The sequence below is a fragment of the Enterovibrio paralichthyis genome, assembly GCF_019209835.1.
Taxonomy (GTDB): Bacteria; Pseudomonadota; Gammaproteobacteria; order Enterobacterales; family Vibrionaceae; genus Enterovibrio; species Enterovibrio paralichthyis.
Map to the genome: position 1 here is coordinate 435,954 of NZ_JAHUTS010000002.1, position 12,766 is coordinate 448,719.

Below are 12,766 nucleotides of genomic sequence, written 5' to 3' on the forward strand. Positions count from 1 at the left end.
CTCATGAGCTGCCCTCTGTTTTTCGTTTTCGGAAAGCTATCCTTTTACACCGCCGGCGGTTAAGCCCCCCACCAACCAACGTTGCGCCAACAGGAAAACCGCAGTAATGGGAACAGCAGAGAGTACTGCTGCTGCCGCAAAGTCACCCCATAGGTAATTTTGAGGGTAAAGATATTGCTGCATACCCACTGCCAGAGTATAGGAATCAACATCAGAAAGGAGGATCGACGCCACTGGCACTTCCCCTACAGCCATAATAAAAGACAGGATAAACACCACTGCCAGAATCGGCACGGACAACGGCAGCAAGACTAACCGGAACGCCTGCCATGGCGTGGCGCCATCCAACGCAGCTGCCTCTTCCAGCGAGCCATCGATGCTCTCAAAGTAGCCTTTTATCGTCCAAACATGCAGGGCAATCCCACCAAGATACGCGAAGATCAGACCACCGTGGGTGTTCAGTCCCAGAAACGGAATGTACTGACCCAGCTTGTCGAACAAAGCATAAATTGCAACCAGCGCCAACACGGCAGGGAACATCTGAAAGATCATCATGGCCTTCAGAATTGGCTCTTTGCCTTTGAATCTCAAACGGGCGAATGCATAGGCTGATGTGGTGGACAGCGCCACAATGAAAACAGAGGAGACACCCGCGACCTTGATTGAGTTCCAAAGCCAGAGCAACACGGGAAACGGCGGAGGTGTCACTGAGCCATCTGCATTTGTCACCGTAAATCCCAAAGCAAGCTTCCAATGTTCGAGGGAGGGATTTTTCGGGATAAGGCTTCCCGTTGCAAAGTTCCCTTCACGAAAGGAAATCGCAACAATCATCAATAGAGGAAACAGAATCATTGCCAGAAAAAGCCACATGCCAATGTGAGTCGCCCACACGCGATACTTCAACGATTTTCCTTGTACCATTGCCATAGTATCTCTCCTTTACCGTGCCGCTTTTTGGGTAAGACGTAGGTTCAGCAATGCCAGTGCACCCACCAACAGGAAGATAAGTGTCGCTATCGCACTCGCCAGACCAAAGTCCTGACCGCCACTTCCCTCGAATGCAATCCGGTAGGTATAACTCACCAGAAGGTCTGTATAACCGGCGGGCTCTGACGTTCCGATCCGGCTTGGCCCCCCCTCAGTCAGCAGCATGATCATGACAAAGTTATTGAAATTAAAAGCAAATGCTGCAATCAATAACGGTGTAAGGGGTTTAATCATCATGGGTAAAGTGATTAACCGGAAATTATCGATAAAGCTGGCACCATCAATCGCAGAGGCTTCATATAAGTCATCCGGGATGGCTTTTAACAACCCCATACAAAGAATCATCATGTAAGGAAAGCCGAGCCAGGTATTCACAATTAACACCATTGTTCTGGCTAAAAAGGGGTCGGAAAACCAACTTGGGCTAATGCCAAATAAGGCCTCCAATACCATGTTGATTTCACCAAAGCTTTGGTTAAATAAACCACGAAAGATCAGGATGGAAATAAATGCAGGCACAGCGTATGGAAGAATCAAAAGCAATCGATAAACTGAGCGGCCCTTTAATTCTTCCCATTGAACAACACTGGCTAGAATCAGCCCAATAAACAGTGTAAACACCACAGTGAGAACAGAGAAGATCACTGTCCAAATAAAGATATCAATAAATGGTTCTTTAATTCCCTCATCTTCCCAAACACGCTCGAAATTATCTGAACCGATATTAACAATAAAACCGGGAGAAACCGTATCGCCAGTAAACTCGCCTTGCGCGTTAACGGGTTGGTAAAAACCTACTTGATAGTTTGGTTTCAAAATCTCGCCGTTGCTGTTGTTGATAAGGGTCTCACCATCAGCATCCAGCGTATAAAGCGGCTCTACCGCGGCCATTCGGCGTAAACCACTCATGCGAACGGCTTCACCGTCAGGAATCATCAGTGATAATGCACTTATCTTGTCCCGCAACTGAATAACCTGCTTGATAGTGAACTTCTCACCGGTTATCGATTCGGCCACCTCAAGATCCAATGCACTGGCACGCAGCGACTTCAGGTCAACCGGCGCGGTCATATATTGGCCTTCTGGCGTTTCGACAACAAGGCGCTGCCCTTCCTCTGTCTGGTAGACACTGAATGGGTAGTTTTCACCGCTCTGGAAAGTACGCGCCATCAGCACAGATTGTGCGCGCTCAAAGGAAAGTTGGTTTTTACCACTGTAGTTGGTAAACGAGAGTCCAACGGTGTATGCCAAAGGAAATAAAATAAAGAGGATCATCCCCGCGATACCTGGGTAGATATAGCGGTGGGCATACATCGATTTTTTGCCGAAGGTGAATAGCGCGAGCGCGGTCAGAACAACGGTAAGCAAGGCAAAGGCTGTCTCGCCGCGGGCGTACATAACGATGGTCGCATAGCCATTCACGATGCCAACGAGTCCCAGCACCAGCCACTTAAAATAAGATGTCGTTAAAGTAGGTTGAATGCGTTGCCGTGGTTGTGATGGATGCATGCTGATTGTCTTTCGAACTGACTGCATAGGGATACTGTCCATGTTTTGGAGGGGAAGTCAGGGAGGCGAGCGCCTCCCTGTCGTTTTCACGTTATTTGGTCATTTGACCTTCAGCGTCTGCCAAGGCATCGGAAACAGACTGCCGGCTATCCATCACATTCACGATTGCGCTTTTGGCAGCAGACCAGAAGGCGTTCATCTCTGGAATGTTGGGCATCACTTCACCATTACGCGCATTTGTCATCGTTGCAGCGATGCGGTCATCTTGTTCCAGTTTTTCCTGATAGGAATTCAGGGCGACCGCCCCCAACGGCTTGTCAGCGTTGACCGTCGCCAGGCCTTCATCGGTCAACAGATAGTTTTCGAGAAACTCAACCGCCAGATCTTTATTGGGTGACGCTGTGCTAATGCCGGCACTCAACACGCCTACAAAAGGCTTTGATGACTGCCCTTGGAACGAAGGTAGTTTTGCCACGCCATAGTTGAGCCCGGATTTTTCAATGTTGCTCCAAGACCACGGGCCGTTGATCGTCATGGCTGTTTTACCCTGATTGAATGCAGATTCAGAGACGGAGTAATCCATGTCAGGGGAAATAACGCCCCCCTCCACCAGCTTCTTCATGAAGGTCATTGCATCGTGGACACCTTCATTATTGATGCCTGCGTCTTTCACATCGTAGCCCGTGTCATTTTTCTTGAATGCGTAACCACCATCCGCTGCCATCAACGGCCAAGTGAAGTAGGGTTCCTTGAGGTTCCACATGATGGCCGTGACACCTTGCGGCTCGAGCGTTTTGTTAATTTCAACCACGTCTTTCCAAGTCTGCGGCGGCTCAGGCACCAGATCCTTGTTGTAGATGAGAGAGAGTGATTCAACCGCCACAGGGTAGCCGACGTATTTGCCCTTATACTTGACCGCATCCCAGGCAAAATTAACGATGCCATCCTCTAGCCGCTTTGACGGTTTTACCTCAGCCAACAAACCTGCTTCGGCATAGCCGCCGAAACGGTCGTGAGCCCAAAAAACGATATCCGGGCCATCGCCTGTGGATGCTGTTTGAGGAAACTTATCCTGTAGACCATCCGGGTGTTCGACGGTTACGGGAATCCCCGTCTCTTCTTCAAAGCGTTTCCCGACTTCAGCCAAGCCGTTATAGCCTTTGTCACCGTTGATCCAGATTGTCAGCTGCCCTTCCTCAATCGCAGCATTAGCACCAAATGAGCTAAGCGAGATGAGGGTACCAATGGCAAGTGCGGTCGTATTGAGTTTCATCTTCTCTTTCCTTCTTCCTGAGACGAGTACGATTCCTTTAGAACTAGCCTTATTCCATGGTCAATAGTCGGTCGATCAATGACCAAATTCATCATCCCAACCCCTACGCCCTTGTTAGAAACAGGTGTAAAACGTGATGTATATCACCCGCCAGAACGCAGGGACATCGTGGAAATTGAATTAGAATTCGTGTTTTCAGAGAGTTACCGACAGGCACTGTAAGAAATATTTTTGTCGCGCTCCTGTCACACACAACGACCTACGCCACACCATTCCCCCCTTTATAAATGTGTTTCGGGATGATGTTCTTTACCGCTACAAGCCGCACACTGACTTAAATGGCATTCCCCAAGATGCTCATACGTGTTGTATTCAGGCGGTGAAACTTTCGTCGCCTGGAATATTGGGATGAAACCAAACGGCGAGGAATAGGGATATGGCGAGCGTCACGTTTAAAAATGTTTCAAAAGCATATGGCGATGTAGTGATTTCAAAGAACGTTGACTTAGAAATAAAAGATGGAGAATTCGTCGTTTTTGTTGGCCCTTCAGGCTGCGGGAAGTCAACGTTGCTGCGATGTGTGGCGGGTTTGGAAGAGATCACCGATGGCGACCTTTATATAGATGAGGAACGTATCAACGATGTCGAGCCTTCCAAACGCGGGGTTGGCATGGTTTTCCAGTCGTACGCACTTTACCCACATCTCAACTTGTATGAAAACATGTCATTTGGCATGAAGCTGTCCAAAGCACCCAAGGAAGAGATAGACAAGCGGGTCAACCACGCGGCTGAAATCCTTCAACTCGCCCACCTGCTGGAACGTCAACCTAAAGCACTTTCAGGCGGACAGCGCCAACGCGTTGCCATTGGCCGGACTCTGGTATCCCAACCCAAAGTATTTTTGCTGGACGAACCACTTTCCAACCTTGATGCGGCACTGCGCGTACAAATGCGAGCACAAATCACCAAACTCCAACGCCAGCTCGGTTGCACCATGATTTACGTGACTCACGATCAGGTGGAAGCGATGACCATGGCGGACAAGATTGTTGTCTTAAATGAAGGTAAGGTTGCGCAGGTAGGCAAGCCCCTGGAGCTTTATCACTATCCAAAAAACCGCTTTGTCGCCGGATTCATTGGCTCTCCGAAAATGAACTTCATCAGCGTTTCGATTGAGGATGTGCAAGCTGATCAGGTAAAAGTGAAACTCACAAACGCCAACAGCTTTTGGATTCCGGTTGATGGTTCCACAGTAAAACGCGGTGACCGCATGTCGATAGGCATCCGCCCCGAACACCTTGTTGCGGAAAGTGAAGGCGAAGCCGCCATTGGTGGCACAGCAACGATTGTCGAAAAGCTGGGAAATGAAACTCAGGTATACATACACCTCAAAGGCACGGATGCCGACGTCATTTACCGTCAACTGGATACCTTGGAAATTGAGCCCGGAGAAACTTTCTCTATCGGTATCCCCGCCCACCGGTGCCACTTATTCCATCAAGATGGCAGGGCATGCCAGCGTTTACACCGGGAAAATGGTGTCCAATTCGATGACAACTAAAAAGCACCGGACACTTTGATCAGAAAGACCGCCAACTGGCGGTCTTTTTGTCTTAGGAAACGCTCTGTGGGCTCAATGTTTTTCCATTAATGAAACACGGTTGCGAGTGGCGGCAGCGCTAACGGCTGGCCGCTTGCCTTACCCTTGTCAGATCCCGCATCAGTTGCCCGATTTCTGGCAGGCTGAAAACCGCTTCGATGTTCATGGACAACTTACGTCGCCAGTTGGGGTATTCATCCACCGTACCGGGAATGTTCACAGGCTTATCCATCTCCAGCCAATCCTCCAGCTGAACGCTAAAGAGCGCAGACTGCCCCGAGGCGACATGAAGCTGCAATGAGCGGCTTAAATAACCATCCATTGGTACAAACTGCGCATCTTCACCCACCCCATCCGTCAAAAAGCCGTGCCAACGTACACTGTTAAGCACCCCCTGTTTTTGACGCAGACGTTCATCAAACAGGGGCTTGAGTTGGTCTTCATCAGGGTAAAGTCCCAGTTCGTGCCCCATTTTCAGGTCATCACAGTGCCAGAAGCCTCGCATCGTGGGCATGTCGTGAGTACACAAGGTCGCCATGGATTGCGGGGAATAATGCGCGGGCGATATGTATCCCCCATCCTCAAACGACGTTTCAAAGAAAAACACTTTGTACGACAAAATGCCGGCATCACGCAGCAACGAAACAATTTCCGCAGGCACAGTACCCAAATCTTCACCAATAACTGTGCATTGCGCCCGGTGAGATTCAAGCGCAAGGATGGCCAGAAGATCATTAACCGGATAGTAAAGATACGCCCCTTCACTGGCATTCTTACCTTTCGGGATCAACCAAAGGCGAAGAATTCCCATCACATGGTCAATCCGCAGCGCTCCGCAGTGCTTCATGTTGGCACGAACCAATGCGACGTAATCGTTGTAGCCTGACTGTTGCAACGCATGTGGGTCGAAGGGGGGTAAACCCCAGTTTTGCCCCAGAGGCCCAAGGACATCAGGGGGCGCACCAATACTGGCCTCTTTAACCAGTCGACTATCGTCAGACCAGGTTTCACACCCCGCATCAGAGACACCCACCGCAAGGTCGCGGTATAAACCGAGTACCATGCCCTTCTCCTTCGCAAGATTCTGGGCTTCGTTTATCTGTCCATCCGCGACCCATTGCAGGTACATAAAGAACGCTATGTCATACGGGTTTTGCTCTATAAATGCTTGGGTCGCCACATTCTCATAACGTCTATATTCGTCAGGAAACACCGGCCAACCCCAGACATTTTCCTGCTCGCCACTCAGTTTCCTGTGCAACGCATCAAAAGCGGCTTGTTGGCGAAGGCTTTCCCCACCCTGCTCAACAAATGTAAGAAAATTGGCACCCCGGGGGGTTCGCTTGTTGAGATGGCGAGATTTGAAGTCTTCAAACAGCAAAGGCAGGACAGAGAATTTCAGCGAGGCCACTTTCGTGTAATCAACCCAGTGAGTGTCCCGGGCTTCCTGCAGGCGGCGCTGGAAGTCTGAGCTGCCAACGAGCTGCTGCGCGTCAATATTGAGTGCAAATTCAGGTACGGCGCAGACGTCAATATAAAGCAGGTTTAACCAGCGACGGGAGGATGGGCTATACGGGCTTGCCGCTTCCGGGTTCGACGGAAAAAGTGAATGGACGGGGTTTAGCCCCACGAAACCAGCGCCACGCGAGGCCAGCTCACAAATCAGTTCTTTCAGATCCCCAAAATCGCCGATGCCCCAATTGTGCTGACTTCGCAAAGTGTAAAGCTGGATGCTAGGCCCCCAAAGTTTACTATTCTGGTCAAGCTCAGGTTGCACGTAGCAGCGGTTGGGAGCGATGATAAGTGTCATCACATACGGTGTTTTGCGACGTTTTCTTTGTAACGTCAGCTGGTGATACCCCCAGGGTAATTCCAGTGGTAACCGAAACACTAACGCACCGCCGTCACTTCTCATGTCACTGACGATGTGGGACAGCAGTTGCCCTTCGAATCTATCCCCTTGTTCTGTATCAACCTGCCAGCTGAACTCACTCTCTCGTGCAGAGACCCCAAGGTGAAGAGCAATATCCAGCGACTCTCCATCACGAATAACAGTGACGGGTGGCATTACACTTTTTTTGTGTTTCTTTTTGGCTGAGGCTAGCAGTGACTGCTCATTTCGCACGTCGTAGCCAAGGGCGGCAAGCAACTGATACAAAGAAGCATCCGATACCTGGGTTTCTGTCCCCCACGCGCTGACATAACTTTCCGCTAGGTTGGCCATTTCTGTGACGCATTTCAGTGCAGATTCATGTTCCATTGATATCTCCGGGGATTTATCCCTTCTAATTTCTGGAAACGGCATCAAAACTTCCTTTGCCGACGCCAACCCTCGCCTTTGTGGTTAGGCTGGGAAGCCAGCGAACCCAAGTAACTTTTAAAAGTGCCCATAAAATCATCTTGCCGGATATTTATCCATCTCACATCCTCCCTTACCACAAATGCAAAAGGAGGAGGGGTAAAGGCGTAGTGATGAAAGCCACGCGGGCAGGCTCTGCTCGACTTTTGTCGCGCTCAACCTTGTTCAGTAGAACTTCTGCCCAGTTGGCCGCCTACTCAACCCGTCCCCTATCACTTTTGTCCCTGTTGGTACCCAAAAAAACGGCTCTCCTACAATCTTCTTGTACACCCAACCGTCAGACTGAGACACTTTCATGCATTTTAAGTGATCAACTTCACGTTTATGGGGCGTAGACTCATCAAGTTATAAATAACACATCTAGATTAAATCCAAACTATTTTCACCCTGAATGCATCACAACAACAAAACAGGAAAGCACCGCCGCCAACCCAGCAGTCATAGAGGATTAAGCCTATGTGGATTCCGTCTAAACTTACGCGACCAGGTCGCTTGCATAACGCCATTGCCCGCCCACGCGTACTGGAACTCCTGGAACAAGCAAACCAGTACAAGCTGGTTTTGTTCAGATCACCCGCTGGATATGGAAAAACCACCATGACAGCGCAGTGGTTATCTGAACAGACCAATGTGGGCTGGTTCAGCCTCGATGACAGTGACAATGACAGTTTCCGCTTTATCAATTACCTGGTTCAGGCGATAAACAATGCGACCAATGAGTCCTGCCCAAACACCATAACCTTGGCTGAAAAAAGCCAGTTCTCAACGTTGCGTACCCTGTTAAGTGACCTTTTTGCTGAAATCGCAACCTTTGATGAACCCTGCTATCTGGTGTTGGACGACTACCAGTTAATTACCAACGACGAATTGCACGAAGCAATGCGCTTTTTCATCAAACACATGCCGGACAATATGACGCTTGTGGTGACGTCGCGCTCCAACCCCCTGCTGGGCACAGCCAACCTGCGTGTCCGCGATCAAATGTTGGAAATTGGCAATGAATTGCTGGCATTTGACGATGAAGAAACCACCCGCTTTTTCAACCAACGGCTTGAAGGCGGTGTCGATGACAACACAGCGTCGGCGTTGCGAACCTATGTAGAAGGCTGGCCCTCGGCGCTCCAGCTTTTCGCGATTCAGGCACAGCAAAATAAACGTACACTGGCTCAAAGCGCCCAGTCCTGGGCTGATTTCAACCACGCCCATTTGTGGGACTATCTGATCGAAGAAGTTTTTGACCTGTTAGACAGCGAGACCCGACAGTTTCTGATGCAAGTGTCCGTATTGGAAATGTTCAACGACGAGTTGGTCTACGCACTGACAAACCGGGGAGATGCGCTGGCGATGATCGAAGCGCTCAACCACTATGGCCTGTTTATCCATCCCCTCGAAGGCGACAATAACTGGTTCCGCTTCCACCACCTGTTTAGCGAGTTTCTCGCCCATCAGCGCCAGGCAAGAATTCCTCATCAGCAGCAAGAACTGAATAGTCAGGCTGCACACGCATGGCTGAAACTCCATACGCCGCACCAAGCGCTGCGCCATGCAGCCAAAGCCGAAGATGACATACTGATTGCTGATATTCTCAATCAATTCGGTTGGCGCATGTTCAACCGTGGAGAGCTCTCCACGCTGGAGGCGGCTATTGAGCAGTTGGATGAAGATATCCGATATAACTACCCTAAACTCAGCCTTCTCCAAGCCTGGCTGGCACAGAGCCAGCACCGTTTTGAAGAGGTGGGAGATTTACTCGCCAAAGCGGCCAAAGCCCATCAGTCGCGCAATATTGAGTTGGATATTGATTATCAAGGCAGTACCAACGCGTTACTCGCTCAAGTCGCGATAAACAGGAATGACCCTGAACAGGCGATGGCACTGGCGGAGCTCGCATTGAGCCAAATGGAGAGTGCGAATTACCGCGGACGTATTGTGGCAACGTCGGTGGTGGGGGAAGTGAACCATGTTCTCGGTAAGCTGGATCGCGCGCTTCCAATGATGCAGCAAACAGAAAAACTTGCCCGCCAGCATCAGGTCTATCATCACGCGCTTTGGGCCATCATCCAGCAATGTGAAATCCTGATCGCCAAAGGGTATGTTCAGGCAGCCTTTGAAACGCTCGACTGTGCTGACAAGCTTATTGAAGACCAACGCCTGCACCAGGTGCCTTTGCATGAGTTCGCCCTTCGTCTTCGCGCCCAGATCTTGTGGTGCTGGAACCGTCTTGATGAAGCAGAAGCTCTGGCACAAAAAGGGTTGGTGGTGTTAGAGAACCAGCCCCCCAGCAAGCACCTGCACAGTTATTCTATGCTGGCGAGAGTCGCTGTTGGACGGGGCGAGCTGGACAGGGCTTCAAAGTACGTGGAAAAAATCGAACACCTACTGCGGGAATCGGTTTACCACGTGGATTGGACAGCAAATGCGTCGTTTTCACTTCTGCTCTACTGGCAAGCCAAAAACAACAACACCGCCATTGCAGATTGGCTGCGCACCGCTGCCCGCCCCAAAAAAGCATGTAGTCATTTTACCCAGCTTCAATGGCGGAATATCGCCCGTGCCAATTTGGCATTGGGACGATTTGAAGAGGCGAGAAAAACCCTCAGCTTTCTGCAGGAAGAGGCAAAAGAATATCAACTGGTGACAGACCAAAACCGCAACCTTATCGTTGAAGCCGTTTTGGCAAAACATGATCAGGATACTGCACTCGCCAAAACGCTGTTGCATGATGCACTCATTTTGACAAACCAGACCGGGATGATTGCAAACTTCCTTATTGATGGTGAACTTCTGTCTCCCACCCTTCAGGACTTACTGCACCAACGGGCACTCGGTACACTTGAACGCCATCGTGCACAGCAGATGCTTAAAGTGATCACAAGCAATGAGCGAAGCCGATCTGTCCACTTCGATGAAGAGTTTGTTAGCAAACTCGTCAGCGACCCCAACGTACCTGAACTGGTTCGCAACAGTGCCCTCACACAGCGTGAGTGGCAGGTGCTGGGCTTGATCTACTCTGGATTCAGCAACGAGCAAATCGCTCAAGAGCTGGACATAGCTGGCACCACTATCAAAACCCACATCCGCAACCTTTACCAGAAACTTGATATTACCAACCGGAAAGAGGCGATTGTGACCGCAGAAAGCATCATTCAAATTGCCAACCGTTGAACAAGGCCTGATATGTGGCGCAATAAAAAACGGCTCGTAATGAGCCGTTTCTATCTTGAAGCACTTGGCAAACTACTCACTGAGTACGGGGTAGCCTTCGGTGTATACCCAGTCAGTCTCTTTCGCCGGCACATGGCAGCCAAGGCAATCATTTTTGTAGTTTGACGATGCATTCTGGGATTTGTCTTTTGGCATAAATAACGCCCATCCCCATCCATCTCCCCACACATCATTCCCTGAAAAACGGTTTTCCGTATCTTTGATCATGACAAACCATTGCTTCAATTCGCCGGTTTCATGACTCACCCCTTGACCCGTGGTGAAGTCGCCAGTATTCGCTGCACGCAATTCCTTCACGATAGTAGCACCATCAGGAAACTTGCCGGTTTTCCGGTAGGCTTCCACAGTGGATTTTTCAGTATAAACGTCATGAAAACCGCTGGCACCGCCTTCCGGTACAAACCACGAGCCGAGGTGAACCATCTCAGTACGGAAATCTTCAGGGAATGAGATAACACCCTTATCATCCACGTACTCAGAAAATGAATCACCCGCTGACGCAGCAGGGCTCAATAAAAACAGCGCTGCGGTCACCATAAAAGCGTTCCTTTTCACATTATTACTCCTGTTTTCTATTTACTTAGTTGCGAATCAAAACCGCCAGATGCCTCTTCACCCTTTGCTTTGCCATAGCGCAGCACTGGGTAATATTGGGTAAATACAAAGTCGTCGGCTGCAGTGGCTTGATGACAGGTATTACAGGCCGCATCCGGGAAAGGTTTGGCTGTTACCCTTGGCTATTACTTCCAAATTCTCACCTCAGTGACATTGGGATCGCCCGAGTTTTGGGCGCGCTCAATGAGTCTAAGCTAGAGTTAGCGCTGCTGATGTTGTTCAGGGAATCAAATCTGTGCCTCAAGGAATCAAAGCCCAGGAAACACTCAAGTTTCTCTCCGATGTTTTTGAAACAATGCGATTTAAGGGGACGATATTTTTCAGCTCAGAACTGAGTGCGCCTTGGGGAGTCTCGCTAAAACAAAGGGACTTTCCGCGCTTCCATATCGCCATGCGGGGTGATTGTTACCTCGGTGTTCAGGGGCATTCACCGCAACAGATTTCTGAGATGGACATTTTCATCCTGCCGAACGGTGCTTCCCACTGGATTGCCGATCAAACAGGTAGTAAGAAATACGCCAGCGAGGAAGTGATTGAAGCCTGCGAGCTATCTGCCCCAATGTTCCAACACGGCGAAACCACACACGAGCTGATGTGTGGATTGGTGACGTTCGAACAAGGCTTGAGCCACCCTATCCTCCAGGCTTTGCCGCCTGTGATCACCCTGAAACACATTGCGGAAGACAGCACGCCATGGCGCTTGATCACCCTTATCCATGAATACATCAAACTCGGCGGGATCCAGCGAAATCCCATCGTAGATAAACTGGCGGAGGCACTGTTTTTAACGCTTCTTTGCCAGTTCCTAAACGAAAATCATGAAAAGTACAGCTTCATCCGTGCCGTCCACCACAGGCAGCTTCGCCAGGCGCTTGAGTTAATCCACCACGAACCCGGAAAAGACTGGACGCTTGAAGAGCTGGGAAAGCAAATCGGCATGTCTAAAGCCACACTTGTGCGCCACTTTCAGGAAGCGTTGGGGGTAGCGCCTATCAGTTACCTTAACCACTGGCGACGGCTGAAAGCCTATAACGCCCTGCGCTATGGTGAAGACTCCGTGGAGCAGATTGCCCTGTCGCTGGGGTTTGTTTCCGGCCGCACCTTGAGCCGCGCACTGGTGAGGGAATTCGGTCTGACGCCAGCAGAAATACGCCAACTGAGCCAAAATTGAAAAGGGAGCCATTCGGCTCCCTCTGGG

General features: G+C 50.1%; 8 protein-coding genes. 3 read left to right on the plus strand and 5 right to left on the minus strand.

The window, feature by feature from the left end:
• Positions 1-36 precede the first annotated feature (36 nt).
• The 3 genes from malG to malE form a co-directional block, all read right to left on the minus strand.
• Positions 37-927: a maltose ABC transporter permease MalG gene (gene malG / locus KU854_RS04310; RefSeq protein ID WP_218357225.1), complete on the minus strand. Its 891-nt coding sequence runs from the start codon at positions 925-927 to the stop codon at positions 37-39.
• A gap of 12 nt (positions 928-939) precedes the next feature.
• Positions 940-2,523: a maltose ABC transporter permease MalF gene (gene malF, locus KU854_RS04315; RefSeq protein WP_218357226.1), complete on the minus strand. Its 1,584-nt coding sequence runs from the start codon at positions 2,521-2,523 to the stop codon at positions 940-942.
• A gap of 64 nt (positions 2,524-2,587) precedes the next feature.
• Positions 2,588-3,769, minus strand: coding sequence for a maltose/maltodextrin ABC transporter substrate-binding protein MalE (gene malE / locus KU854_RS04320; RefSeq protein WP_218357227.1), 1,182 nt, complete (start codon positions 3,767-3,769; stop codon positions 2,588-2,590).
• Between the two features lie 436 nt (positions 3,770-4,205).
• Here malE and malK point away from each other — a divergent pair, with 436 nt between their 5' ends.
• A complete protein-coding gene (gene malK / locus KU854_RS04325; RefSeq protein ID WP_218357228.1) occupies positions 4,206-5,330 on the plus strand; it encodes a maltose/maltodextrin ABC transporter ATP-binding protein MalK in 1,125 nt (374 codons plus the stop codon).
• 118 nt (positions 5,331-5,448) lie between these two features.
• Here the strand turns inward: malK and malQ are convergent, their stop codons facing one another.
• Positions 5,449-7,629 carry a 4-alpha-glucanotransferase gene (malQ, locus tag KU854_RS04330; RefSeq protein ID WP_218357229.1) on the minus strand — a complete coding sequence of 727 codons (2,181 nt, stop codon included), beginning with the start codon at positions 7,627-7,629 and terminating at the stop codon, positions 5,449-5,451.
• 555 nt (positions 7,630-8,184) lie between these two features.
• Between malQ and malT the strand changes: the two genes are divergently transcribed.
• On the plus strand, positions 8,185-10,893 hold the full coding sequence (malT, locus tag KU854_RS04335) for an HTH-type transcriptional regulator MalT (RefSeq protein ID WP_218357230.1): 2,709 nt from the start codon (positions 8,185-8,187) through the stop codon (positions 10,891-10,893).
• A gap of 72 nt (positions 10,894-10,965) precedes the next feature.
• Here the strand turns inward: malT and KU854_RS04340 are convergent, their stop codons facing one another.
• The gene (locus tag KU854_RS04340) at positions 10,966-11,508 is read right to left on the minus strand and encodes a cytochrome P460 family protein (RefSeq protein ID WP_218357231.1); all 543 of its coding nucleotides are present in this window, start codon (positions 11,506-11,508) and stop codon (positions 10,966-10,968) included.
• A gap of 295 nt (positions 11,509-11,803) precedes the next feature.
• On the opposite strand from KU854_RS04340, the gene KU854_RS25025 reads away from it, so the two are divergent.
• Positions 11,804-12,739, plus strand: a complete 936-nt coding sequence (locus KU854_RS25025) for an AraC family transcriptional regulator (protein WP_218357232.1) — start codon at positions 11,804-11,806, stop codon at positions 12,737-12,739.
• Positions 12,740-12,766: the final 27 nt, after the last annotated feature.